The organism is Enterobacter sp. BIDMC 26, from assembly GCF_000534435.1.
Taxonomy (GTDB): Bacteria; Pseudomonadota; Gammaproteobacteria; order Enterobacterales; family Enterobacteriaceae; genus Enterobacter; species Enterobacter ludwigii.
Genome location: NZ_KI973182.1, coordinates 563,784 through 588,524, shown reverse-complemented (window position 1 = coordinate 588,524; position 24,741 = coordinate 563,784). Strand labels below are relative to the sequence as shown.

Annotated in this window: 22 protein-coding genes; 10 read left to right on the top strand and 12 right to left on the bottom strand. The window is 54.4% G+C overall.

Translation table 11 applies throughout. The annotated features are described in order from the left end of the window. Window positions 1–15: 15 nt before the first annotated feature. Complete coding sequence (locus L462_RS20470) at window positions 16–1,611, bottom strand: ABC-F family ATPase (RefSeq protein ID WP_014169271.1); 1,596 nt, start codon at window positions 1,609–1,611, stop codon at window positions 16–18. 221 nt (window positions 1,612–1,832) lie between these two features. Here L462_RS20470 and ldtB point away from each other — a divergent pair, with 221 nt between their 5' ends. Further along, window positions 1,833–2,753 (top strand): L,D-transpeptidase, encoded by a 921-nt coding sequence (gene ldtB / locus L462_RS20475; protein ID WP_032677740.1) that lies wholly within the window; start codon window positions 1,833–1,835, stop codon window positions 2,751–2,753. A 69-nt stretch (window positions 2,754–2,822) separates the two neighbouring features. Here the strand turns inward: ldtB and L462_RS20480 are convergent, their stop codons facing one another. The 9 genes from L462_RS20480 to mntR form a co-directional block, all read right to left on the bottom strand. Then, a complete protein-coding gene (locus tag L462_RS20480) occupies window positions 2,823–3,539 on the bottom strand; it encodes a GntR family transcriptional regulator (RefSeq protein WP_032677739.1) in 717 nt (238 codons plus the stop codon). Window positions 3,540–3,554: 15 nt separating this feature from the next. Then, window positions 3,555–4,877, bottom strand: a complete 1,323-nt coding sequence (locus L462_RS20485) for a PTS sugar transporter subunit IIC (protein WP_032677738.1) — start codon at window positions 4,875–4,877, stop codon at window positions 3,555–3,557. 51 nt (window positions 4,878–4,928) lie between these two features. After that, window positions 4,929–6,305: a glycoside hydrolase family 1 protein gene (locus tag L462_RS20490; RefSeq protein WP_032677737.1), complete on the bottom strand. Its 1,377-nt coding sequence runs from the start codon at window positions 6,303–6,305 to the stop codon at window positions 4,929–4,931. 147 nt (window positions 6,306–6,452) lie between these two features. Then, window positions 6,453–7,493: an aldo/keto reductase gene (locus tag L462_RS20495; protein ID WP_014169266.1), complete on the bottom strand. Its 1,041-nt coding sequence runs from the start codon at window positions 7,491–7,493 to the stop codon at window positions 6,453–6,455. 106 nt (window positions 7,494–7,599) lie between these two features. Continuing rightward, window positions 7,600–9,120: an efflux transporter outer membrane subunit gene (locus L462_RS20500; protein WP_032677736.1), complete on the bottom strand. Its 1,521-nt coding sequence runs from the start codon at window positions 9,118–9,120 to the stop codon at window positions 7,600–7,602. Then, complete coding sequence (locus L462_RS20505) at window positions 9,120–10,691, bottom strand: DHA2 family efflux MFS transporter permease subunit (RefSeq protein ID WP_032677735.1); 1,572 nt, start codon at window positions 10,689–10,691, stop codon at window positions 9,120–9,122. The genes L462_RS20500 and L462_RS20505 overlap by 1 nt, the downstream gene beginning before the upstream one ends. Further along, window positions 10,688–11,782, bottom strand: a complete 1,095-nt coding sequence (locus tag L462_RS20510; RefSeq protein WP_020884906.1) for an HlyD family secretion protein — start codon at window positions 11,780–11,782, stop codon at window positions 10,688–10,690. Before L462_RS20510 ends, L462_RS20505 begins: the two co-directional genes overlap by 4 nt. 101 nt (window positions 11,783–11,883) lie before the next feature. Beyond that, window positions 11,884–12,993: an anion transporter gene (locus L462_RS20515; protein WP_032677734.1), complete on the bottom strand. Its 1,110-nt coding sequence runs from the start codon at window positions 12,991–12,993 to the stop codon at window positions 11,884–11,886. Then, a complete protein-coding gene (gene mntR / locus L462_RS20520; protein WP_014169260.1) occupies window positions 12,990–13,463 on the bottom strand; it encodes a manganese-binding transcriptional regulator MntR in 474 nt (157 codons plus the stop codon). Before mntR ends, L462_RS20515 begins: the two co-directional genes overlap by 4 nt. A gap of 183 nt (window positions 13,464–13,646) precedes the next feature. Here mntR and mntS point away from each other — a divergent pair, with 183 nt between their 5' ends. Beyond that, the gene (gene mntS / locus L462_RS20525; RefSeq protein WP_020884908.1) at window positions 13,647–13,778 is read left to right on the top strand and encodes a manganase accumulation protein MntS; all 132 of its coding nucleotides are present in this window, start codon (window positions 13,647–13,649) and stop codon (window positions 13,776–13,778) included. 283 nt (window positions 13,779–14,061) lie between these two features. After that, window positions 14,062–15,645, top strand: a complete 1,584-nt coding sequence (locus tag L462_RS20530; RefSeq protein WP_032677733.1) for a phosphoethanolamine transferase — start codon at window positions 14,062–14,064, stop codon at window positions 15,643–15,645. A gap of 95 nt (window positions 15,646–15,740) precedes the next feature. On the opposite strand, the gene ompX is transcribed toward L462_RS20530, so the two are convergent. After that, window positions 15,741–16,259 (bottom strand): outer membrane protein OmpX, encoded by a 519-nt coding sequence (ompX, locus tag L462_RS20535; protein WP_020884910.1) that lies wholly within the window; start codon window positions 16,257–16,259, stop codon window positions 15,741–15,743. 354 nt (window positions 16,260–16,613) lie between these two features. Between ompX and rhtA the strand changes: the two genes are divergently transcribed. The 6 genes from rhtA to ybiO all read left to right on the top strand — a co-directional run bounded on the left by rhtA (window position 16,614) and on the right by ybiO (window position 23,216). Then, window positions 16,614–17,501: a threonine/homoserine exporter RhtA gene (gene rhtA, locus L462_RS20540; protein ID WP_032677732.1), complete on the top strand. Its 888-nt coding sequence runs from the start codon at window positions 16,614–16,616 to the stop codon at window positions 17,499–17,501. Between the two features lie 300 nt (window positions 17,502–17,801). Next, complete coding sequence (gene dps / locus L462_RS20545) at window positions 17,802–18,305, top strand: DNA starvation/stationary phase protection protein Dps (RefSeq protein ID WP_010428924.1); 504 nt, start codon at window positions 17,802–17,804, stop codon at window positions 18,303–18,305. 362 nt (window positions 18,306–18,667) lie between these two features. Next, window positions 18,668–19,411, top strand: coding sequence for a glutamine ABC transporter substrate-binding protein GlnH (glnH, locus tag L462_RS20550; RefSeq protein WP_014883108.1), 744 nt, complete (start codon window positions 18,668–18,670; stop codon window positions 19,409–19,411). Between the two features lie 84 nt (window positions 19,412–19,495). Continuing rightward, window positions 19,496–20,155 carry a glutamine ABC transporter permease GlnP gene (gene glnP / locus L462_RS20555; protein ID WP_014169254.1) on the top strand — a complete coding sequence of 220 codons (660 nt, stop codon included), beginning with the start codon at window positions 19,496–19,498 and terminating at the stop codon, window positions 20,153–20,155. Beyond that, window positions 20,152–20,874: a glutamine ABC transporter ATP-binding protein GlnQ gene (gene glnQ, locus L462_RS20560; RefSeq protein WP_014169252.1), complete on the top strand. Its 723-nt coding sequence runs from the start codon at window positions 20,152–20,154 to the stop codon at window positions 20,872–20,874. The genes glnP and glnQ overlap by 4 nt, the downstream gene beginning before the upstream one ends. 131 nt (window positions 20,875–21,005) lie before the next feature. Continuing rightward, on the top strand, window positions 21,006–23,216 hold the full coding sequence (gene ybiO, locus L462_RS20565; protein ID WP_032677731.1) for a mechanosensitive channel protein: 2,211 nt from the start codon (window positions 21,006–21,008) through the stop codon (window positions 23,214–23,216). 46 nt (window positions 23,217–23,262) lie between these two features. On the opposite strand, the gene rlmF is transcribed toward ybiO, so the two are convergent. Continuing rightward, window positions 23,263–24,174, bottom strand: coding sequence for a 23S rRNA (adenine(1618)-N(6))-methyltransferase RlmF (gene rlmF / locus L462_RS20570; RefSeq protein WP_032677730.1), 912 nt, complete (start codon window positions 24,172–24,174; stop codon window positions 23,263–23,265). Window positions 24,175–24,417: 243 nt separating this feature from the next. Here rlmF and mcbA point away from each other — a divergent pair, with 243 nt between their 5' ends. Continuing rightward, window positions 24,418–24,684, top strand: a complete 267-nt coding sequence (mcbA, locus tag L462_RS20575) for a DUF1471 family periplasmic protein McbA (protein WP_032677729.1) — start codon at window positions 24,418–24,420, stop codon at window positions 24,682–24,684. Window positions 24,685–24,741: the final 57 nt, after the last annotated feature.

The following is a 24,741-nucleotide window of genomic DNA, read 5'->3' as shown; positions in this document are numbered from 1 at the left end:
GCCACCGGGCTTTTTTTAACTCTCGATACCTTTACTGCGCAGGTAATCTTCGTAGTTACCGGTGAAGTCCACCACGCGCTCAGGCGTAATTTCGATCACGCGGGTCGCCAGCGAGCTGACGAATTCACGGTCGTGAGAGACGAAGATCAGGGTCCCCTGATACATCTCCAGCGCCATGTTCAGCGATTCGATAGATTCCATATCCAGGTGGTTAGTCGGTTCATCCATCACCAGGATATTAGGTTTTTCCATCATCAGCTTACCGAACAGCATGCGCCCTTTTTCACCACCGGAAAGCACTTTAGCAGGCTTCTTGATGTCGTCCTGGCTGAACAGCAGACGACCCAGAATGCTGCGCACCGCCTGCTCGTCGTCGCCTTCCTGCTTCCACTGGCTCATCCAGTCGAAGACGGTCAGGTCGTTTTCGAACTCGTATTCATGGTCCTGTGCGTAGTAACCAATCTGCGCGTTTTCAGACCACTTCACGGTACCGTTATCCGGCTGCAGTTCGCCGACCAGGGTTTTCAGCAGGGTGGATTTACCCACGCCGTTGGCACCCAGAATGGCAATCTTCTCGCCCACTTCCAGCAGCAGGTTAAAGTTTTTAAACAGCGGACCGTTTTCAAAACCTTTAGCCAGAGCTTCCACTTCCAGCGCATTACGGAACAGTTTCTTGTCCTGCTCGAAGCGTATGAATGGGTTCTGACGGCTGGACGCTTTCACTTCATCAAGCTTGATCTTGTCAATCTGACGCGCACGAGAGGTCGCCTGGCGAGATTTAGAGGCGTTCGCGCTGAAGCGGCTGACGAAAGACTGCAGATCAGCAATCTGGGCTTTCTTCTTGGCGTTATCCGCCAGCAGACGTTCACGCGCCTGCGTGGCTGCCGTCATGTACTCATCGTAGTTGCCCGGATAAACGCGCAGCTCGCCGTAGTCCAGGTCCGCCATGTGTGTACACACCATGTTCAGGAAGTGACGGTCGTGCGAGATGATGATCATGGTGCTGTCGCGATCGTTCAGCGTCTGCTCCAGCCAGCGGATGGTGTCGATATCCAGGTTGTTCGTTGGTTCGTCGAGCAGCAGGATATCCGGATTGGAGAACAGTGCCTGCGCCAGCAGAACACGCAGTTTCCAGCCTGGCGCGACTTCGCTCATCGGGCCGTAATGTTGTTCTACCGGAATACCCACACCCAGCAGCAGCTCGCCCGCACGCGCTTCCGCAGAGTAGCCATCCATTTCGCCGTACAGCACTTCGAGATCGGCCACTTTGTAGCCATCTTCTTCGCTCATCTCCGCCAGAGCGTAGATGCGATCGCGCTCCTGCTTCACTTCCCACAGCTCCGCGTGTCCCATGATAACGGTGTCAAGGACGGTGAACTCTTCAAAGGCGAACTGATCCTGACGCAGCTTACCGATGCGCTCGTTTGGATCGAGCGAAACGTTGCCCAGCGTCGGCTCTAAATCACCGCCGAGGATTTTCATAAAAGTAGATTTACCGCTACCGTTGGCGCCAATCAGGCCGTAACGGTTGCCGCCGCCAAATTTGACGGAAATGTTTTCGAACAGCGGCTTACTGCCAAACTGCATAGTGACGTTGCTGGTAACTAACACGGGGAGATTCCTGCGAAAAGTGTGATAAACACGGCATTATGCCACAATTCCGAATTGAGATCCCGCGTTGCGGCAATCCGCTAAACTTTAACAAAATCGAAAAAAATGTGATTTCGTACACATCTGAATTCCCTGTTAGCGGGAATGCACATATAATGCGCTCCCATCAAGATTCAGACTTATCAACTCATCGCCGGAATGGCTTAGATACCTCGCACAACATGAACATGAAATTAACAACGCTTTTTGCGGCGGCGTTAGCCGTAGTAGGTTTTTGCAAAACCGCTTCTGCGGTGACTTATCCGCTGCCGACAGACGGTAGCCGTCTGGTTGGTCAAAACCAGGTGGTCACGGTGCCTGAAGGTAACGCTCAGCCACTGGAATATTTCGCGGCGCAGTACCAGTTGGGCCTGTCTAACATGCTGGAAGCGAATCCGGGTGTTGACCCGTATCTGCCTAAAGCCGGTACCGTGCTGAACATTCCTCAGCAGCTGATCCTGCCGGATACCGTCCATGAAGGTATCGTCATCAACAGCGCGGAAATGCGTCTGTATTACTACCCGAAAGGCACCAACACGGTTATCGTGCTGCCAATCGGTATCGGCCAGCTGGGTAAAGACACCCCAATGAACTGGACGACCAAAGTTGAGCGTAAGAAAGCAGGCCCAACCTGGACGCCAACCGCCAAAATGCACGCAGAGTACATCGCTGCGGGTGAACCCCTGCCAGCTGTTGTACCGGCAGGCCCGGATAACCCAATGGGTCTGTACGCGCTGTACATTGGCCGTCTGTACGCGATTCACGGGACCAATGCCAACTTCGGTATCGGCCTGCGCGTAAGCCACGGCTGCGTACGACTGCGTAACGAAGACATCAAATTCCTGTTCGAAAATGTGCCGGTCGGTACCCGCGTCCAGTTCATCAACGAACCGGTTAAAGCGACGTCTGAGCCGGATGGCAGCCGTTACATTGAAGTACATAACCCGCTGTCCACCAGCGAAGACCAGATCAACAACAACGAAGTCGTTCCGGTTACGCTGAACAGCGCGGTGCAGTCCGTGACCTCTCAGCCGGATGTAGAGACTGCGATTGTTGACCAGGCCGTTCAGAACCGTTCTGGTATGCCAGTGCGTCTGAACTGACCCTCTGCCCGGTGGCGCTTTGCTGACCGGGTCTGAGAATAAAAAAGCGGGCTCTGATGCCCGCTTTTTTTATCCGTTATTGACGATAACTATCCCACCGTGGTCGTAACGGTAATGACAGTGGGCATACTCAAGCGGTGTGCCATCCTCCAGATAGATAACCTGCTCCACCTCCAGCACCGGATCGGTCTGCTCGCAGATAAGGTGTTGCATATCCAGCGCGTTCGGTTTTAGCGCCCGCACCACCCGGTACGACCCCATAATTTTCAGCCCCAGCGTCTCCTGCACGTAGCGGAACACGGAGCCTTCAAGATGGCTTTTATTCAGACCGGGCACCAGATTAAGCGGCATTACGGTGGAGTCCAGCGACATCGGCTCACCGTTGAGCAGACGCAGACGAACAAAGTCATAGACAGGCGCATCGGCGTTAATCATCAGCGAGGCCTGCTCCTTCTCGTTCGGAAAGCGCAACTCGAAATGGACCACGACGCTGGAAACGGTGCCCAGATGCTCCCAGGTTTTTGTTGCGCCGAAGTAGTCGCTGCCGGAAAGATCCCACTGCGAGAGTTGCAGGAAATTTTTGCGGATAAACGTCCCCTGCCCCTGACGGGTATAGATCAGCCCTTCCACGATTAACTGGCGTATGGCCTGCTGTATGGTCATCCGGCTGGTGCTGAACTCCGCCGCCAGGGCAAACTGGTCCGGGAGCGGTTCGTTGGCGGCGTATTGCGAGCTAATAATGCGTTTCTTAATTTCCCGCGCTATGGTGATGTACTTCGCCGCCATCGTCCTTCCTTTCTGTTAGTTTTCTGTCCCGCTGTTTTTTAATGCCACTCTCTCGGCAATTTTGAGGAAAGGCAGGTAGAAGAATACACCAAATACAATGATTGCCAACTGCACGACCACGGCGCGCCAGTCCCCTGCCGTTGCCAGCCAGGCGCTCAGAATGGGCGGAGTTGTCCACGGGATCATAACCACACAGCGCGACATTAACCCCAGGGTCGTGCAGAACCACGCAAACCAGATACCTATGGCAGGTAGCAGCACAAAGGGGATCATCAGCGGCAGGTTGAACACAATCGGCAGGCCAAAAATGACCGGCTCGTTGATGTTAAACAGACCCGGCGCCAGCGACAAACGGGCCACCTGTTTCGCCGATTTTTGCCGTGAGAAGACGAAAATGGCAATCAACAGAGAAATCGTGCTGCCGGTGCCCCCCACCATACCAAAGGTCGGTACAAAGATATTATTGATGATATGTGGGACAGGCTGACCGTTGGCAAAGGCCAGCATATTCTCGTTGGTGTTGATCAGCAGAAACGGCTCCAGCACCACGCTGTTAACCACCGACTGATGGATCCCAAGCGTGAACAGGAAGTTACCAAAGCTATAGATAAAAATCGTGCCCGGCAGGCTGGTGTTGATCAGGCGCAGCGGCTGCTGAATAAAAGTGGTGATCAGATGGATGAGATCCGTGTGCAACACGTTTGCCAGAAGCGCGGCCAGTATGGCAAACAGGGAAAGCGTCAGGATCGTCGGGATCAGCGCGGTAAACGATTTACTGACCGCCGGCGGTACATTTTCACCTAAAGAAATGTGCAGCGCTTTCAGACGAGAAATGGCGATAAACAGTTCCGTTGAGAGCAGACCAATCAGCACCCCGGCAAAAATGCCGGTTGAGCCAATATTGGAGAACGTCAGCACCTGCGTGACGTTCACCGTGGCGTCGCTGCCGACGGGCGTGAGCTGTAAGCGCATCGGCATCATAATGATAAAACTGCTGATGGCGATAACCACTGCCGAGACCGGGTTGTCGAAGTCTTTGTTGCGTGCCAGCGACCAGGCAATCATCGGTGCCAGCAACAGCGCGGCGATATTCAGCGTACCGTTAATAATCGCCTCGCCCCACACCTTAAAATGCGCCAGCGTGTCGCCTTCAAAAATCCATGGGAATACCACGTTATTCACCAGCACCGCCAGACCGGCAAGGATGAAAATGGGCATGACCGTGGCGAAGGCATCGCGCAGGGAACGCAGGTGCACCTGGTTTGCCAGGCGCGCCGAGAACTCAACAAATCTGTCGACAAAAGACTGCATATGCGGTGTTATTTTTGTTTCAGACATAGCGGATATTTCCCTTCAATCAGTCACAAAAACGGCCCGGCAGCGTACGGCTTACATCTCGCGTCCGTTGGTATGGATAACCTGTTTCAACCATGCGTAGCTCTTCTTCGGTACGCGCTTTAAGTCTTTCAGGTCGTGGTTTTCACGGTTCACATAGACCACGCCGTAACGCTTACGCATGTCTCCCTGTGAACTCAGAATGTCGATTAAGCCCCAGCCGAGGTAACCGATCACCTCTGCGCCATCCTCAAACATGGCTTGTTTCATCGCCTCGATATGCGCCCGGTGGTAGTCAATACGGTAGGTATCTTCAATCGGATTCACACCGTCCCAGGACTCGATCACCCCAATACCGTTTTCAATCGGGAATACTGGCATACGCCAGTCGTTGTAATAGCGGGTGATGATGGTGCGAAAGCCCAGCGGATCAATCTGCCAGTTCCATTCGGTCGCTTTCAGGTACGGGTTATTTTTATCACCGTGCAGAAGGTAATCGTTGACCGGCGTTCCTTCGGGGATCGCATCACTGTCGAGCGTTTTACTGGCATAGTAGCTGAAGGCCATATAGTCGTTTTTGGTACGCGCCAGCAGCGCAAGATCCTCAGCGCGGTAGATATCCGCAAAACCTTGCTGTTCAACGACCGCCATCACCGCCGGGCTGTAACCCTGGCCGGCAAAGACGCGCAGCAGGTTCTGGTTGAGGAATTCGTCATACTGCTGGGCGCAGAAGATATCACGCGGTTTACAGGTCGCCGGATAGACCAACTGGTGCGCCAGCATACCGCCCATCAGTTGGCCCGGACGGGTCTGGTGCAGGTATTCGGTCAGGGTCATATGCGCGACCATGGTGTGGTGCTGCAGTTCATACAGCTCGCGCAGGGTTTTCTCGCCTTTCATATAGCCCGAGATCCGGAAGGCTTCCGGCATGTGGAAGATGTTCTGCTCGTTAAACGTCAGCCAGTACTTCACCCGGTCGCCGTAACAGTCGATCATCTTTTTGCCGTAGCGGATAAACGCGTCCATCACACGGCGATCGTTAAAACCGTTGTACTCCTGCGCCAGCGCCAGCGGCATATCGAAGTGGTAGAGGCAGATCATCGGCTCAATGCCGCGGGCAATTAAATCGTCAATAAAGCGGTCATAAAAGGCGATACCTTCGTCGTTGAAGTCACCGTCGCCCTGTGGACATACGCGGCTCCAGGCGATCTGAAAGCGGTAGCAGTTCATGCCCAGATCCTGCATCAGGTCGAAATCTTCCCGATAGCGGTGGTAGGAATCGGTCGCGACTTTCCAGTCAGAAACGTTCTCCCCGGCTTCGCGAATGTCATATACCGACATTCCCTTTCCTCCCTCATTCCAGGCCCCTTCCGTCTGCATACTGGATACGGAATTGCCCCATAAAAAATTGGCTGGCAGAAATTGATTCATGATCGCTCCCTATATGACTAGTCATTTAAAATTTCATGACTAGTCATATAGGCGAAGACGAAAAATCAATCAAAGAGGAGGATCGTTTTTTGTGAGCAAGGCGGGAAAAAAACCCGGTCAGCGAAGCGAGACCGGGGGGAAGGACGGTTATTGTTGTGCGAGCTGATGACGACGATATTCACCCTGCCGCTCCAGCATCCAGCCCGGGTATTCACGCGGCAGCGCGCTGACGGCATCAAGCTGTTTAAGCTCGTCTTCGCTTAAACGGATCCCGGTGGCGGCAATGTTGTCGTCCAGCTGGTCGACACGTTTGGCACCAATAATGACGCTGGTTACGGCCTTCTGATGCAGCAACCACGCCAGCGCAATTTGCGCCACAGAGACACCTTTGCGCTCGGCCAGGGTGCGCATCACATCCACGCAATCGAAAGCACGCTCTTTATTCACCGGCGGGAAGTCAAATTCCAGGCGGCGACCGCCGGATTCACTCTGCCCGTCACGGCCATATTTTCCGCTAAGCAGACCACCTGCCAGTGGGCTCCAGACCATCAACCCGACGCCTTCACTCTGCATCATCGGTATCAGTTCACGCTCAAGATCGCGCCCGGCGATGGTGTAATACGCCTGCAGCGAAGCAAAACGCGCCAGTCCAAGGCGTTCGGAAATGCCCAGCGCTTTGGCAATCTGCCACGCCGCCCAGTTAGAGACGCCGATATAACGCACGTGCCCATGCTGCACCAGGTTATCCAGCGCGTAGAGCATCTCTTCGACCGGGGTTGCCGGGTCAAAACCGTGGAGCTGATACAGATCGATATGATCGAGCTGCAGACGGCGCAGGCTCTCTTTGACGCTACTGATGATGTGATAGCGCGAACTGCCGCGGGAGTTCACCCCGGCCGTGCCCGTTTCACCAAACACTTTGGTGGCAACCACCACGTTTTCGCGCGGAATTTTCAGGTTCTTCAGCGCCTGGCCGGTGATCTCCTCCGAGCGCCCTTCCGAATACACATCCGCGGTATCGATGAAATTAATTCCGGCATCCAGTGCACGGCCCACCAGCTGCTCGGCTTCACTTTGCTGCAGCTGACCAATCTTGCCCCACATGCCGCCTTCTCCGCCGAAGGTCATGGTGCCAAGGCACAGTTCAGACACAAACAGACCGGTATTGCCCAGTTTTTGATAACGCATAAGATAATCCTCGCATGTCGTTCGATGGGTACCCGATAGTTATACCCGCCCCATAGCCATCGCGAATGTGGTGTTCCTGTCCGTTTCTTGCCCAATCCTCTGAATCTTATCCACGAGGAGCCTCACCAAAGACCTTGTAATCCGGTAATTGCACCTGCTGATACGGCTCCCAGCCGCCGCCCAGCGCTTTGTAGAGCGCCACCAGATCGAGAGCGCTTTGTACCTGCGCCTGCGCGCGTTGCTGCTGCGCCTGCGCCAGCTGCCGCTGGGCATCCAGCACGTCAATAAAGCTGGCGATCCCCTGCCGGTAGCTGTCGCTTGCCAAATCAAACGCGTTTTGCAACGCATTGATGGTTTTAGCAAGGCCGGCTTCACGCTGCTGATCGGTGCGGTAGCTCACCAGCGCATTCTCTACGTCCCCGAGCGCGGTGAGCACTGTCTGGCGGTAGTCGAGCACTGCCGCGCCCTGCTGCGCACGCGCCACCTTCACGCTCGAGACCAGTCTTCCGCCCTGGAAAATCGGTATCGAGACCTGCGGGCCGAAGCTGTAGAAGTGGCTGCTCCAGTCCGTCAGCCAGTTGGTTTCGCTGTTTCGCAGACCAAACTGCCCGGAGAGGGTAAAGCTCGGGAACAGCTGCGCCACGGAAACGCCAATCTGCGCCGTGGCGGCGTGGAGATTGGCTTCCGCCTCGCGTACGTCAGGACGACGACGGGCCAGCGTGGATGGGATACCCGTTTGTACGATATCCGGCAGGGCGGGCATCGGCTGTGCCGACTGCAGCTCCGCATCCAGCGCCCCCGGCGGCTTGCCGAGTAAAATCGCGAGGCCATTCATTGCCTGCCGTGCCTGGGCCTGATACTGAGGAAGCTGCGCTTCGAGGTTCCCCAACTGGGCACGCGCGTTTTCAACGTCCATCTGCGGTGACAGCCCGCCCCGCTGGCGGCTTTCGGTGAGTTCCAGGGTTTGTTGCGCGCTCTTAATCTGGGTGTTCAGCGTGGCAATGATGCTCTGCGCACCCCGCAGCTGCAGCCATGCGCGCGCCACTTCCGCCTCCAGCGACACCAGCGCGTCGTTACGCTGCTCTATCGCCGCTTTCTGCTGCGCTTCGGCAGCCTCTACCTGTCGGCGCACCTTGCCCCACAGGTCGATTTCCCACTGCGCATCGAAGCTCCCCTGGTAAAGATTGATCGGCTGCGTCAGCGGTCCTAGCGCGCCCCTGAGTTCAGGATCCACGTTATCAAGCTGGTCGTACACGCCGTGGGATTTCAGCTCTCCCTCCAGCCCAAGCTGCTGGCGCGTTGCCTGCAGATTACCGTTTATGGAAGGGTAAAACGCCCCACCCGCCTGGTTAATCTGTTCGCGCGCCCCGGCAATACGCAACACCGTCTGCTGCAGGGATAAATTTCCCGCGATCGCGCGCTTTATCAGGCTGTCCAGCTGCGGTGAACCGAAGGTTTTCCACCAGCGTGGGTTGGTTGCCGTCGAGGCCGTTTTTGACTTCACGCCGCTGTCACCCGGGTCGTTCCAGTGTGTCGGGGTCTGCGACGCCGGCGGCTGGTAATCTGGCCCCACGGCACAGCCTGCCAGCAGCATGATCATCAGGGGGGTTAAACGTCTGTGTATCATCAATGTGCTCCTGCACTCCCCTCGCTCTTAACCGGCGAGAGCAACAAACAAAACGGAATCAGTAACATGGCTACCACGCTCAGAATGGTGAACACGTCGATATACGCCAGGAAGCGCGACTGCTCGATCATGGTCTGGTACATGCGCCCGGTGGCGATACCGGTAGGGTCCCCGACCTGAGTGGTGAAGTTCTGGATCGCCTGTGCGCTTTCGCGTATCGCCAGCTGGAACTGTTCATTAAACGGTGACGCGTGATAGGCCAGATGCGCGCTGTGCGCCTGGGAACGTTCGGTAATGGCCGCCGTAGAAAGCGAGATGCCAATTGAGCCCGCCACGTTGCGGAACATGGTAAACAGTGCCGCCGCATCGGCGTTCAGCCGCCTCGGTATCGAAATAAAAGCAATGGTGGTGAGAGGAACAAACAGGAACCCAAGCCCTATCGACTGGGCGCTGCGGAACAGCACCAGCGTTTCGAAATCGATATCCGGGGTCAGCGTACATGACCAGAAGAACGACACCGCCAGGCAGGTAAAACCAAAAGCGATAATCCAGCGCGTCTGCACCACCGGCATCAGCTTCAGCACCAACGGGATAGTCAATACGATTAACACGGCGCCCGGCGAAAGGACCAGCCCGGACCAGGTGGCGGTGTAGCCCAGATCCTGCTGTGCAAGCTGCGGAATCACCACTGAACTGCCGTACAGAATCATCGCCATGCCCGCCATCAGCAGGCTGGAGATGGCGAAGTTGCGATCTTTCATGCAGTGCAGATCTACCACCGGTTTTTTGGCATACACCAGCCAGTAAATCGCTCCAATAATGCCGATGAGCGTCAGCACGGCGAAGGTGCGAATAAAGTTCGAATAAAACCAGTCCTCATCTTCTCCCCGGTCGAGCATCACCTGCAGGCAGCCCAGCCCCAGCGCGATCAGGCCGATCCCCGTCCAGTCGATAGACAGCTTCTCTTTCGATTTGCTTTCCCATGGCGGGTCTTCCAGCAGCTGGTAGATCGCCAGCACCGTTACAATCCCCACCGGAATGTTGATGAAGAAAACCCAGCGCCAGGAGTAGTTATCGGTGATCCAGCCGCCCAGCGTCGGGCCAAGTACCGGCGCAACGATGATGGCGATTGACGACAGACCAAACGCTTTACCCCGGTCCTCGGGTTTAAAGTAGTCGAGCAGCACCGACTGCTGCGTGGGCTGCAGCCCGCCGCCGAAAAAGCCCTGCATTACGCGAAAAAGAATGATCTGCCACAGCTCGGTGGCGATCCCGCACAGGAACGAACAGACGGTGAACATCACGATGCAGATCAGGAAGAACTGCTTGCGGCCAAAAACCCGGCTCAGGAAAGCCGATATCGGCAGCACTATGCCGTTTGCCACCAGGTAGCTGGTCAATACCCAGGTGGATTCGTCGTAGCTGGACGAGAGCGACCCGGCCACATGCGGGAGTGCCACGTTAACGATAGTGGTGTCGAGGATCTCCATAAACACCGCCAGCGTGACCACAATCGCCACCGCCCACGGATTACTGGCAGGTCGCCAGTTGTCGTGGCTGTGATCCGTCATTCCACTGTCACCTTCGGTGCCACCGACAGCCCAAGCGGCAGCGGTTTGTTGGGATCCAGCCCTTTATCAATCACGATCTTCACCGGCACGCGCTGAACGATTTTGACAAAGTTACCGGTAGCGTTTTCCGACGGGAAGGCGGAGAAGCGCGAGCCGCTGCCCTGTTGAATACTGTCAACATGGCCTTCGAGCGCCATATCCGGCCAGGCATCTACGGACACCTCGACCTTATCGCCCGGCTTCATGCGTTCGAGCTGCGACTCTTTAAAGTTCGCCACCACCCACACATTCGGCGAGACCAGTGAAAACAGCGCGGTACCCGCCTGCACCAGGGTGCCGGGCTGGACGTTGCGTTTAGTGACAAAACCGTCAAACGGGGCGCGGACTTCGGTGTAAGAGAGGTTCAGCGTCGCGGTTTCCAGCTGCGCTTTGGCCTGATCGACCTGGCGCTGACGCGCTTCCACATTGGTTTCCTGCTGGCGGATCTGCAGCTGTACCTGCTCTGCCACTTCAAGCTGCGCCTGCGCACTTGCCAGGCCCGCCTGGGCACTGCGCAGCTGGGCATTGGCGGTATCAATACTTTGCTGGGTGGTCGCTCGCGGGTCAACGCCTCGCTGGCGGCGATACTCCGCCTGCGCATTGGCCAGATCGGCCTGCGCTTTAATCACCTGCGCTTTGGCTTCATCACGCTGAGCGGGATACTGGACTTTTGACAGCGCCAGCTGCGCCTGAGCCTGATGCAGCTGGGCGATCGCCAGCCCAAGCTGGGCTTGCGCCTGATCGCGCTGGGCGGTGGTATCACGCGGATCGATAACCACCAGCAGGTCGCCCTTTTTCACCCGCTGGTTATCGCGCACACGCAGCTCGGTGACATAGCCTGCCGTTTTCGGGGCAATCGTCACCACATCACCGTCGGTAAAGGCGTCGTCAGTGGTCTCTTCGTTACGGGTTAAAAACCACCAGACCAGCGCCACGATAACCATCACCACCACGACAATGCCAAGGATGATTAACGGTTTTTTGCCCGGGCGCTTACGCTGTTTAGTGTTGTTTTCCTGCTCGTCAGCAGGCAGGTTTTGATCTTCAGCCATAGGTCAGCAACAGTCCTGTCAGTGAGCGGCATCACACTATGCCGTTCACTAAAGCTAGGACGTTGCTATACGTTTGCCAGGAAAAACTGACAAATTGCGCACTATATGAGAAGGAAAATTCCGAAACCGATCGCCGCGGCCCAAATCAGCATCGGGATCGACCAGACATGGAAACGCCACCAGATACGACGATCGTTAGCCATACGCAGGGCAATCAGGTTAGCAAGCGAACCGGGCAGCAGCCCAAACCCGCCGATATTCACCGCCCACGCCAGCAGCGTGTCAGGGGGAACGTAGTTGAGGAGTAAAATGGTGGAAGGCACGTTGCTGATGAACTGTGACAGACCAATCGCCGTGAGCCACAATCCCGGCTGCGACAGGCCACTGACGCTGTGCAAAACGTGTTGCAGTACCGGAAGCTGGATAAGCAGATGTACATCAATAAACATCACCATAAAGACCAGCAATAACGTCCAGTCCACGCTGACCAGCACGCGCCGCGCCAGGAATAAAAAACCGGCGGCGACGAGCAGTACGCCCGCCAGTTCATACTTCAGTTCCAGCGCGAACAGGAAAACGATGTACAGCGCCAGACAACTCCACACCAGACGCGGCTGCCACTGCGGGCCCGTGGTACCGCTGTGGTACTGCAGTTTTTTAACCGGGAACGCGAACCAGCAGACCGCCAGCAGCGACACCATCATCACCAGCGCCAGCGGAGCCATCTGCCAGGTAAAAGCGGCAAACGACAGCCCGGAGCGTCCCCACAGGAGAATATTTTGTGGGTTGCCGATAGGGGTCAGAAGCGAACCGGCGTTAACGGCCAGTGCCTCGAAAATGACCAGCCGGCTAACCGGGATCTCGCAGAGCTTACGCAACGTGAGCGTGAGTGGCACGATGATAAACAGCGCCACGTCGTTGGTCAGAAACGTCGACAGCACCGCAGCAGAGAACACCATAAACAGCGCCAGACGGCGTTCAGTGGCAAAGCGGCGCACCATTTTACGTCCCAGGACGTCAAAATAGCCGCTCAACTCTACCCCTTTGGTGAGCATCATCAGGCCACTGAGGGTAATGATGGTGCGCCAGTCAATCACCGCAGGCCAGGTGTGTGGCGCAAACGGCACAAAGATGCTTAATACTGCGCCAATGATGAATAAGAGATGGAAGAAACGATCGCGTGCCAGGGCCTGCAGTCCGGGGATGTTCATTCAGCGGAGGGACCATATTTAAGGGTAAATTCGCGAAACTTAACCAGCGTCTCTTCGCTGACGTGGTGTTCCATTCCTTCCGCGTCCCGGCGGGCAATTTCCGGGCTTACGCCCAGCACCAGTAAGAAGTTTTCGACGAGCTGGTGGCGCTCGCGACTCTCCTGGGCGAGTTTCTCCCCTTCCGGCGTCAGAAAGACGCCGCGCCAGGGGATCATTTCAATCAGGCCCACGGAGGCCAGACGTTTTAACATTTTTGCCACTGTCGGTTGGGAAACGCCCAGCCGTGCAGCCATATCCACCTGGCGCGCCTCCCCGACCTCGCGAATCAAATCGGAAATCAGTTCAACATAGTCATCAATCAGCTCACGACGGTGCGCTTCACGTACCTGGCGAAAACCTTCGACATGTTCTTCAACATTCACCAGTTGCGTCGTTTTTCTGATTGTTGGCTTACCTGCGCGACGGTTCATTGTACTTCCTCAGTGGGGTGACGCTTCCAGCGCCCGGTATCGAGAGCGCACATTGTAAACCATCCCTCTACAAGCACAAAAAATTAACGAAATAGCCATAGCTATACAATATAGCCTGTGCTATATCTGTATGTAATGCAGTCACCCTTCACGGATCGAAGGGATCAAAAATCAGGAGGTCTCATGAACGAATTCAAGAGGTGTATGAACGTGTTTACCCACTCCCCCTTTAAAGTACGCCTGATGCTGTTGAACATGCTGTGCGATATGTTTAACAACAAACCCCCGCATCAGGACGACAAACCTTCCCACTAAGCGGCGTTGCGGTACGCCGCTTCATTTTTCCGTCACAAACCCTCTGTACACTGGCTTTTAGCCGCCCTATTCCCGATCTTTTTTACGGATTTGCAATCCCCTTCGCAAAACATCTGCTTAGCAACTGTTGCTATTATTTAGCGCTCGCACTATCTTCTTGCAGCCCTGCACAATTTGCGGCTCGCTGAAGCGGACCCTCATTCCCTCTCCACGCACTGTCAGGCAGGTTATGACCCTTGACGCCAGGGTGAGCACATGGCGTTTTTATCCATGATAGTGACCTATGAATTTAACCCTGATAGACACCGTTGTTACCCGTAGCCGGGCCTTAAGCCCGTGGACGGGATTTTACTTTTTGCAGTCATTACTGATTAACTTTGCGCTGGGCTATCCCTTTAGCCTGCTCTATGCCGTGGCCTTTACCTGCATATTGCATGTGCTGTGGCGAACGGCTCCGCGCGCGCAAAAAACGTTAGTCGGAATCTGTTCTCTGGTCGCTGCACTCTATTTCCCGTTTGGTCAGGCTTACGGCTCGCCGAACTTTAATACCCTGCTGGCGCTGCACTCGACCAATATGGAAGAGTCAACAGAGATCCTGACGATCTTCCCCTGGTACAGCTATGTGGTCGGCCTCTTTATCTTTGCCCTTGGCGTGATAGCCGTTCGCCGTAAAGCGGAAGAGAAAAAAACGTGGGGAAAAATTGAGCACCTGTGCCTGGCGTTTAGCGTGGTGGCATTCTTTGTCGCACCAGTACAAAACCTGGCCTGGGGTGGGGTGTTCAAGCTGAAGGATACCGGCTATCCGGTGTTCCGTTTTGTGAAAGACGTCGTCGTTAACAATAAAGAGGTGCTCGACGAACAGGCACGTATGGCTGAGCTTTCAAATATGAAAGACACCTGGAACGTGCTGGCCGTGAAGCCCAAATATCACACCTATGTGGTGGTGATTGGTGAAAGTGCACGTCGCGACGCCATGGGAGCCTTTGGCGGACACTGGGACAACACGCCGTTCGCCAGTTCGGTCAAAGGCACCCTGTTTACCGATTATGTTGCGGCCAGCGGCTCAACGCAGAAATCTCTCGGCCTGACGCTGAACCGGGTGGTCGACGACAAACCTCAGTTTCAGGATAACTTTGTTACCCTGGCGAACCGCGCAGGTTTCCAGACCTGGTGGTTCTCCAATCAGGGCCAAATTGGCGAATACGATACGGCCATTGCCAGTATCGCCAGACGCGCCGACGAAGTGCAGTTCCTGAAGAACGGTGATTTTGAAGCGGACAAGAATACGAAAGATGAAGCGTTGCTGAAAATGACGGCGCAGGTCTTTGCCTCTCCGCGTACCCAGCCGCAGCTGATTGTTCTGCACCTGATGGGGTCTCACCCGCAGGCCTGCGATCGGACCGGCGGTAAATACGCAGAGTTTGTGCAGTCCAAGGAGACCTCATGCTATCTCTACACCATGACGCAAACCGACGACCTGCTGAGCAAACTGTACGATCAGTTACGCAATACGGGTGACAGTTTCTCGATGGTCTACTTCTCGGATCACGGGCTGGCGTTTAAAGAGCGCGGTAAAGAGGTGCAGTATCTGGCGCACGATGATAAGTTCCAGCAGAACTTCCAGGTACCGTTTATGGTTGTGTCGAGTGATGATAAAACGCATCGCATTATTAAAGCGCGGCGTTCGGCCAATGATTTCCTGACCTTCTTCTCGCAGTGGACGGGGATTTCGGCACAGCAGATAAAAAATGCGTACCCGTTTGTCTCTAACAAGAAGGCTCCCCCAGTTTACGTTACCAACTTCAAGTTACAGAAAGTTGACTATAACCATCTGGGAACCGATATCTTCGATATTAAGAGTAAATAATCCGGGCAATCTGCTACCCTCTCCTGCAAGGCGAGGGGTTAACGTAAAAAAAATCCGCCACATTGGGCGGATTTTTTACTGGCTCACCGAAGTGATTAGAAGCGGTAACCTACGCCCGCGATCCAGGTGCCAACGTCAACGTTGCGGATACGGCTCTGCTCATAAGAGAAGTCCAGAGCGACGTCCTGGATTGGGTTGAACTGCAGACCCGCGCCATAGGAGAAGCCGTAGTCGCTGTTGCTTGCAGTGCGGTTCAGACCCTGGTTTTCGGTCTGCTGGAATTTACCGTAGCCAACACCTACAACACCGTAGATGCTTGCCCAGTCGTTCAGACGGTAAGCTGGACCAGCGGTGATGCCGTAGTACTGGCCTTTGTTGTATGCGCCGTTTTCAGAACGATCTTTCTCGGTGTAGGTGAAAGAACCGATCACGCCCAGTGGGTTGTTATCCTGCTCGTAACGATACTTCAGGTTGAAACCGTTAGCTTTGTTCATCACGCCCTGCATATCGCTCTGAGCGTAACCACCAGTTACAGTAGAAGTAGCAGCTACAGCGGTACCTGCGGAAACAGCCAGTACAGCGGCCAGTGCTGAAAGACATGCAATTTTTTTCATAACCACCTCAAATGTGCTTCAAGTAAGTCCGTAAGTTTTAAATATATCAAAAAAATTTGCGAAACTCTTTGTGATTCGTGATGTCTAACTGAACCTTTCCTGTAACAGAACGTTTCCAGTGTCAGCTATCTCATTCAAATCACATACAATTTTCGCTATAAAACGCTCATACTGCGCGCCTGCGCCGTTACATTCATCCAGATTATTCCTAATCTGACAGGCGATAAATCCACCAGCGCTTAACCATTTTACGGAATTTACACGTTTTTTTTTCAACGGTCTCTCAACCGTTGCAGCTTATTTCCTTTACACTGCAACCTTTACTTCATTTGACATAAGTTGACAGGAGAAAGGATGCCTGGGTTATCCCGCTCGTCGTCGGTCTGGTTGCCGGTTGTCGTCATACTCATCGCCATGTTGTCCATTCAAAGCGGTGCCTCGCTGGCCAAATCTCTCTTTCCGCTGGTCGGTGCGCCCGGGGTCACGGCCCTGCGTATTGCCCTCGGAACCGCGATCCTGGTGGTGATTTTCAAACCCTGGCGTTTACGCTTTAAAAAAGAACAACGCTTACCGCTGCTTTTTTACGGGCTGGCCCTGGGAGCGATGAACTACATGTTCTATCTCTCCATCCAGACAATTCCGTTGGGGATTGCCGTGGCACTGGAGTTTACTGGCCCGCTGGCGGTAGCGCTTTTCTCGTCCCGTCGTCCCGTTGACTTTATCTGGGTAATTTTAGCCGTTCTTGGCCTGTGGTTCCTGCTGCCGCTGGGTCAGAGCGTCTCAGAGATCGATCTCACGGGCGCGGCGCTGGCTCTGGGGGCGGGTGCCTGCTGGGCTATCTATATAGTGACCGGACAGCGCGCCGGGGAAGAGCATGGCCCGGCGACGGTGGCAATCGGTTCATTAATTGCCGCTATCATCTTTGTGCCGGTGGGTATGGCTCAGGCCACCGAGTCCATCTGGCAATGGTCAGTCATGCCCATCGGGCTGGCGGTCGCCATTCTTTCCACAGCACTCCCCTACTCTTTAGAGATGATAGCCCTTACGCGCCTGCCGACGCGCATTTTCGGCACGCTGATGAGCATGGAGCCCGCGCTCGCCGCCCTGTCAGGGATGGTCTTCCTCGGGGAAACCCTGACCTTCGCCCAGACGCTGGCCCTGTGTTCGATTATCGCCGCCTCAATGGGCTCAACGCTGACGATGCGCCCGGAACCTAAAGTTGAGAAAATTGACCTCAATTAGCGCTCTATATTCTGCGTGGCTTTATAGCCATGCAGAATAAAGGCCAGCTTCCCGTTTAAAATATTTTTTTACATACTTTGCACTCTTCGTGAAATATTTCCCCCGCTGTCGATAACGTTTTCCTGAATTAGGATTGATCTGCATCAATTTTAAACAATCCCTTTAATTTCATATCATTACAAACACAACGTCCTTCTCGCTATTAAACTGATAGGCAGAGCCTCCCCGCAGGGAAAAAATCCGGTGCTATACTTAATCCCGAAATTACCTGGGACACAAACATCAAGAGGATATGAGATTATGAGTACCGCTAAACTGGTGAAAACGAAAGCGTCTAATCTGCTTTATACCCGTAACGATGTATCGGATAGCGACAAAAAAGCGACCATTGAGTTGCTGAATCGCCAGGTGATCCAGTTCATCGATCTTTCGCTGATCACCAAACAGGCCCACTGGAATATGCGCGGTGCAAACTTTATCGCCGTTCATGAAATGCTGGATGGCTTCCGCACAGCACTGGTTACCCACCTCGATACCATGGCCGAACGTGCCGTACAGTTAGGCGGTGTGGCACTGGGTACCACGCAGGTGATTAACAGTAAGACGCCACTGAAAAGTTATCCGCTGGATATCCATACCGTTCAGGATCACCTGAAAGAGCTGGCAGACCGCTACGCGATAGTGGCTAATGATGTGCGTAAAGCTATCGGCGAAGCGAAAGACGAAGATACAGCCGATATCTTCACCGCCGCTTCCCGCGACCTGGACCAGTTCCTGTGGTTCATTGAGTCCAACATCGAATAATTCATAAGAATTTCCTATACAACCCTCGCCCTCCGGTGAGGGTTTTGCACATCTATGGTGCACGTTTTTGGCCTGAGACGCTGCAAAAGTGAAAAAATTGTAATAATCACCTCACACAACCGTTAACGGAAGATTGTTTTTTCGTCAGAATTTACGCTAAATAACGCTTCGTCTGTTGAGCCAAATGACGCGCACCAAAACAGTGCTCCACTTTGGTGCAATAAAAGTTCATTGCCCCGTTTTCTGTGCAATGCATGACATCATCCCCTTTGTAAAACAACAGCTTGTAAAGTTGGCACGATTTTTTCATTGTGCCACTCGTTCTCGCAGGGGATCGCCCCGTGGATATAAAAGGAAATGCTATGAAGTCTGTATTAAAAGTTTCACTGGCTGCACTTACCCTGGCTTTTGCGGTCTCTTCCCAGGCTGCCGACAAACTGGTTGTGGCGACCGACACGGCGTTCGTTCCGTTTGAATTCAAACAGGGTGATAAGTACGTTGGCTTTGATGTTGATCTGTGGGCTGCTATCGCAAAAGAACTCAAACTGGATTACACCCTGAAGCCAATGGACTTCAGCGGCATCATCCCGGCACTGCAAACGAAAAACGTTGATCTGGCCCTGGCCGGTATCACCATTACTGAAGAACGTAAAAAAGCGATCGACTTCTCTGACGGCTACTACAAAAGCGGCCTGCTGGTGATGGTGAAAGCCGATAATAACGACGTAAAAAGCGTGAAAGACCTCGACGGTAAAGTCGTCGCGGTGAAAGGCGGTACCGGTTCTGTTGATTACGCGAAAGCAAACATCAAAACCAAAGACCTGCGTCAGTTCCCGAACATCGATAACGCCTACATGGAGCTGGGTACCAACCGTGCTGACGCGGTGCTGCACGATACCCCTAACATCCTGTACTTCATCAAAACGGCGGGCAACGGCAAGTTCAAAGCCGTCGGTGATTCTCTGGAAGCCCAGCAGTACGGTATTGCGTTCCCGAAAGGCAGCGACGACCTGCGTACGAAAGTTAACGGCGCGCTGAAAACCCTGAAAGAGAACGGCACCTACAACGAAATCTATAAAAAATGGTTCGGTACCGAGCCTAAATAATAATTCTTAAAAATGACGTTCACTCGGGGGCGAACTTTCGCCCCTGCTATTTTAGAAACACGGTAACAGTAACAGGAAACTATCATGCAGTTTGACTGGAGCGCCATCTGGCCTGCCATTCCTATCTTGCTTGAAGGCGCTAAAATGACCCTGTGGATTTCGGTCCTCGGTCTGGTTGGTGGGTTGATTATCGGTCTTGTCGCCGGTTTCGCCCGCACCTACGGCGGCTGGATTGCAAACCACATCGCACTGGTTTTCATCGAAGTGATCCGCGGCACCCCAATTGTCGTTCAGGTCATGTTCATCTACTTCGCCCTGCCAATGGCTTTCACCGACCTGCGCATTGACCCGTTCAGCGCCGCTGTCGTGACCATTATGATCAACTCAGGTGCCTATATCGCGGAAATTACCCGTGGTGCGGTCCTGTCGATTCATAAAGGTTTCAGTGAAGCGGGTCTGGCGTTAGGCCTTTCTCGTCGCGAAACGATCCGCCACGTCATTCTGCCGTTGGCCCTGCGCCGCATGCTGCCACCGCTGGGGAACCAGTGGATCATCAGTATTAAGGATACGTCGCTGTTCATCGTTATCGGCGTTGCTGAGCTGACCCGTCAGGGCCAGGAGATCATTGCGGGCAACTTCCGTGCGCTGGAAATCTGGAGTGCGGTAGCCGTTGTCTACCTGATCATCACTCTGGTTCTGAGTTTCGTTCTGCGTCGTCTTGAAAGAAGGATGAAAATCCTGTGATTGAATTTAAAAACGTTTCCAAGCACTTTGGCCCAACCCAGGTGCTGCACAATATCGATCTGAACATCAAACAGGGTGAAGTGGTGGTCATTATCGGGCCATCCGGTTCCGGTAAATCGACCCTGCTGCGCTGCATCAACAAGCTGGAAGAGATCACCAGCGGCGATCTGATTGTCGATGGCCTGAAGGTGAATGACCCGAAAGTCGACGACCGTCTGATTCGTCAGGAAGCCGGCATGGTGTTCCAACAGTTCTACCTGTTCCCGCACCTGACGGCGCTGGAAAACGTAATGTTTGGTCCACTGCGCGTACGTGGCGCCAGCAAAGCGGCGGCGGAAACGCTGGCTAAAGATCTGCTGGCTAAAGTCGGCCTCGCGGAACGTGCTCATCACTACCCTTCTGAGTTGTCCGGTGGACAGCAGCAGCGTGTGGCTATCGCCCGCGCACTGGCGGTAAAACCGAAGATGATGTTGTTCGATGAGCCAACCTCGGCGCTTGACCCGGAACTGCGTCACGAAGTGCTGAAAGTCATGCAGGATCTGGCTGAAGAAGGGATGACAATGGTCATCGTGACCCACGAAATCGGCTTTGCTGAGAAAGTGGCTTCCCGCCTGATCTTTATTGATAAGGGCCGTATCGCTGAAGACGGTAACCCACAAGCGCTGATCGCTAATCCACCGAGCCAGCGCCTGCAGGAGTTCCTGCAGCACGTCTCCTGATAGCGCTTCAGTTACGCCATTCTGAGCCGGGCATGCCCGGCTTTTTTACGCCAGATTGTTCCCAAAAATCCTCCCGCGCGCCTCGCCCTCTATACTTATCTTTTTGTTCATTATTTTCACCGGAGGATGCCGTGCCGTGGATCTTGCTGTTGCTTAGCCTGTTTTGTGCGCCATCGTTCGCCGTTTCCATCCCCGGCGTCACCACCGGCACGACCGCCACACAGCAAACGACACCGCCCCCAGAGCCGGATGTTGAACAGAAAAAAGCCGCCTACAGTGCCCTTGCCGATGTGCTTGAAAACGATACCTCCCGGCAGGAGTTAATCGGACAATTGCGAAAAGTCGCCGCCACGCCACCGCAGGAACCGGTGCCGACAATTACCCCTCCGCAAGTGGAAGAACAAAAAACGGTGCTGGAAAATGTCACCGACGTGAGCCGTCACTATGGAAGCGAGCTCTCCTCGCGCTTTGCCCAGCTCTATCGCAACCTGATTGGTTCGCCCCATAAACCGTTTAATCCCCATACGTTTACGACAGCCGCCACGCAGTTTTTGATGCTGGCGGGCGCTGTATTTCTGTTTTACTGGCTGGTACGCCTGTGCGCATGGCCGCTCTACCGTAAGATGGGGCAATGGGGGCGCAAGAAGAACCAGCAGAAAAGCAGCTGGTTACACCTGCCGCTGATGATAGCGTCGGCGTTTATCATCGATTTACTGCTGCTGGCGCTGACGCTGTTTATGGGCCAGGTCCTGGCCGACAGGCTTAACGCCGGCAATAAAACCATCGCTTTCCAGCAGGCGCTCTTCCTCAACGCCTTTGCGCTGATCGAGTTCTTTAAGGCGCTGCTGCGTTTGATATTTTGCCCGCACGTACCGGATCTTCGCCCCTTCTCAATTCGGGATGAGAGCGCCAGATACTGGGCGCTGCGCCTCAGCGTGCTCAGTGGATTGATTGGTTACGGTCTGCTGGTTGCCGTGCCGATCATCTCTAACCAGGTCAACGTGCAGTTTGGCGCCCTGGCGAATGTGCTGATTATGATCTGCATTACCGTCTGGGCGTTGTACCTTATCTTCCATAACAAAAAGACCATTACCCAAAGCTTGCTGCATCTGGCCGATCGTTCCCTGTCGTTTTTCAGTCTCTTTATCCGCGCCTTCGCGCTGGTGTGGCACTGGCTGGCGAGCGCCTACTTTATCGTGTTGTGCTTCTTCTCGCTGTTCGACCCGGGCAACAGCCTGAAATTTATGATGGGGGCGACGTTCAAGAGCCTGGCCATCATTGGCATTGCGGCATTTGTCTCTGGCCTGCTGTCGCGCTGGCTATCGAAAACCTTCACCCTCTCGCCACAGGTGCAGCGCAGTTATCCGGAACTGCAAAAAAGGGTCAACGGCTGGATCTCGGTATCACTGAAAGTGGCGCGCATTCTCACCGTCTGCGTGGCGATTATGCTGTTGCTTAACGCATGGGGATTGTTTGACTTCTGGAACTGGCTGCACAACGGCGCGGGCGAAAAGACCGTCGATATTTTAATTCGCATCGCGCTGATCCTCTTCTTCTCTGCGGTTGGCTGGACGTTGCTGGCGAGCCTTATCGAGAACCGTCTGGTCTCCGACATTCACGGCCGCCCCCTGCCCAGCGCCCGTGCCCGCACCCTGCTGACGCTGTTTCGCAATGCGCTGGCGGTTATTATCAGCACCATTACCATCATGATTGTGCTCTCGGAAATCGGCGTGAACATCGCGCCGCTGCTGGCAGGTGCCGGCGCGCTGGGGTTGGCTATCTCCTTTGGTTCGCAAACCCTGGTGAAGGATATAATCACCGGCGTCTTTATCCAGTTTGAGAACGGGATGAACACCGGGGATCTGGTCACGATTGGGCCGTTAACCGGCACAGTAGAGCGCATGTCCATTCGTTCCGTCGGCGTGCGCCAGGACACCGGGGCGTACCACATAATTCCATGGTCATCGATAACCACTTTCGCTAACTTTGTCCGAGGCATTGGTTCGGTAGTGGCCAACTACGACGTTGACCGTCATGAAGATGCAGATAAAGCGAAACAGGCGCTACGGGACGCCGTGGAAGAGTTGATGGCGATGGAGGATATTCGCGGGCTGGTGATTGGAGAGCCGTCGTTTGCCGGTATTGTCGGCCTGACGAACACGGCATTTACCCTGCGCGTGTCGTTCACCACGCAGCCACTGAAGCAGTGGACGGTGCGCTTTGCGCTCGACAGTATGGTGAAAAAACACTTTGACCTGGCCGCGGTGCGGATGCCGGTGCAGACCTATCAGGTATTACCCTCACCGGCGTCCCCCACACCGCCACAGGAGCCCACCTTATAGCGTGGGGACCGGGTAACGGCGTCGCCTTACCCGGCCTGCCTGTGGGTTATTTACTGCGCTTGTTAGCGTCCATAAATGACCAGGCGATAAAGCGGCTCTGCTTCTGGCCTTGCGCCATCTCTTTTTTCACCACGTTAACGGCACCCACATCGGTCAGTGCACGGTAGAGGGGTGGCAGGTTATCCCCACGGGATACCAGCGTCGTGAACCATTTAACCTGACGGCCAAATACTTTACTTTCCTCAATCATTCGCAGGATGAATGCCACTTCTCCCCCTTCGCACCACAGTTCCTGTTGCTGCCCCCCAAAGTTCAGCGCGGCATCTTCCGCCTGACCGAGATTGCGGCGTTTGCGCTCGCTGCCCGCACGGGCGGTGGCCGCGGAGTCATGGAACGGTGGGTTACACAGGGTGGCATCGTAGCTTTCGTTCTTGTGGATAATCCCGTTGAAGATCGATGCGGCATCTTTCTGCCGACGCAAGCGGACAGACCGGCTTAACCCAGGGTTGGCGTTGATAATCGCCTGTGCGCTGGAAAACGCCTCATTACCGATTTCACTGCCGGTAAAGCGCCAGTGATATTCATGAACGCCAATCAACGGATAAATCAGGTTCGCCCCGGTACCGATATCAAGCACGGATGCTTGCTCAGGGATGACACCGTTGCGATCGTCAGCGAGAAGATCGGCAAGATGGTGGAGATAATCGGCCCGCCCCGGCACGGGTGGGCAGAGAAAGCCTTCCGGAATATCCCAGTGCGCCACACCGTAATAGCGTGCCAGCAGGGCTTTATTGAGCATTTTAACCGCCTGCGGATCGGCAAAGTTGACCGAAGGTTCACCGGCAGGTGTCTGCACAATGTAGTCCTGCAGCGAAGGACAGCTCTGACATAACGCATTCATGTCATAGCGGTTACGATGGCGATTTCGTGGGTGCAATCCCGGCTTTTGGGAAGTCATGGCTTTCTCCTTTAAACAGCGGCGTAAGATACCCTTTGCAGGCTCAACGGTAAATATTTCTCTGCGACGCTCAAAAACCCGTCATAAATCAAACACCTTTATGTCTATGATCTGTCAGTAAAACGTCAGTTTATATCGTTCAAAAAATAAGCAGATCATCATCAAATTTTTGCGCTAAATCACACTCGCCAGGCTTCTAAACTTAAAGGGAATCACCTGTTGTTTCCTCATGAGGATGTGATTATGAAAAAATACCTGACCCTTGTTGTTCTCGCGGGTGCACTGGCTACCGCGTCATTCTCTGCCATGGCGGTACAGTCATTGACCGACAATACAGATACCAGCCAGCTCAAGCCTGCGGGCACCGTCTCGGTAAGCCGCGCAAGTAACCTTGACGATCTCCAGAATAAACTCGCCGAAAAAGCCCGCCAGGAAGGGGCTAAAGGTTTCGTGGTTAACGCCGCGGGCGGGGATAACCATATGTATGGCACGGCGACCATTTATAAATAAGGTCTCTTTCTATAAACAAACTGCATCTGCCTGACAGATGCAGTTCCTCTCTGCCTT

What these genes read in the sequence shown, in the direction of transcription:
- mntR (WP_014169260.1), bottom strand. Translation starts at nt 13,463, where the DNA reads ATGAACCGTCGCGCAGGTAAGCCAACAATCAGAAAAACGACGCAACTG.
- ompX (WP_020884910.1), bottom strand. Translation starts at nt 16,259, where the DNA reads ATGAAAAAAATTGCATGTCTTTCAGCACTGGCCGCTGTACTGGCTGTT.
- L462_RS20505 (WP_032677735.1), bottom strand. Translation starts at nt 10,691, where the DNA reads ATGACGGATCACAGCCACGACAACTGGCGACCTGCCAGTAATCCGTGG.
- L462_RS20530 (WP_032677733.1), top strand. Translation starts at nt 14,062, where the DNA reads ATGAATTTAACCCTGATAGACACCGTTGTTACCCGTAGCCGGGCCTTA.
- rlmF (WP_032677730.1), bottom strand. Translation starts at nt 24,174, where the DNA reads ATGACTTCCCAAAAGCCGGGATTGCACCCACGAAATCGCCATCGTAAC.
- ldtB (WP_032677740.1), top strand. Translation starts at nt 1,833, where the DNA reads ATGAACATGAAATTAACAACGCTTTTTGCGGCGGCGTTAGCCGTAGTA.
- rhtA (WP_032677732.1), top strand. Translation starts at nt 16,614, where the DNA reads ATGCCTGGGTTATCCCGCTCGTCGTCGGTCTGGTTGCCGGTTGTCGTC.
- L462_RS20495 (WP_014169266.1), bottom strand. Translation starts at nt 7,493, where the DNA reads ATGCGTTATCAAAAACTGGGCAATACCGGTCTGTTTGTGTCTGAACTG.
- mcbA (WP_032677729.1), top strand. Translation starts at nt 24,418, where the DNA reads ATGAAAAAATACCTGACCCTTGTTGTTCTCGCGGGTGCACTGGCTACC.
- L462_RS20510 (WP_020884906.1), bottom strand. Translation starts at nt 11,782, where the DNA reads ATGGCTGAAGATCAAAACCTGCCTGCTGACGAGCAGGAAAACAACACT.
- L462_RS20490 (WP_032677737.1), bottom strand. Translation starts at nt 6,305, where the DNA reads ATGAATCAATTTCTGCCAGCCAATTTTTTATGGGGCAATTCCGTATCC.
- dps (WP_010428924.1), top strand. Translation starts at nt 17,802, where the DNA reads ATGAGTACCGCTAAACTGGTGAAAACGAAAGCGTCTAATCTGCTTTAT.
- glnP (WP_014169254.1), top strand. Translation starts at nt 19,496, where the DNA reads ATGCAGTTTGACTGGAGCGCCATCTGGCCTGCCATTCCTATCTTGCTT.
- L462_RS20500 (WP_032677736.1), bottom strand. Translation starts at nt 9,120, where the DNA reads ATGATACACAGACGTTTAACCCCCCTGATGATCATGCTGCTGGCAGGC.
- L462_RS20485 (WP_032677738.1), bottom strand. Translation starts at nt 4,877, where the DNA reads ATGTCTGAAACAAAAATAACACCGCATATGCAGTCTTTTGTCGACAGA.
- glnH (WP_014883108.1), top strand. Translation starts at nt 18,668, where the DNA reads ATGAAGTCTGTATTAAAAGTTTCACTGGCTGCACTTACCCTGGCTTTT.
- L462_RS20480 (WP_032677739.1), bottom strand. Translation starts at nt 3,539, where the DNA reads ATGGCGGCGAAGTACATCACCATAGCGCGGGAAATTAAGAAACGCATT.
- mntS (WP_020884908.1), top strand. Translation starts at nt 13,647, where the DNA reads ATGAACGAATTCAAGAGGTGTATGAACGTGTTTACCCACTCCCCCTTT.
- L462_RS20515 (WP_032677734.1), bottom strand. Translation starts at nt 12,993, where the DNA reads ATGAACATCCCCGGACTGCAGGCCCTGGCACGCGATCGTTTCTTCCAT.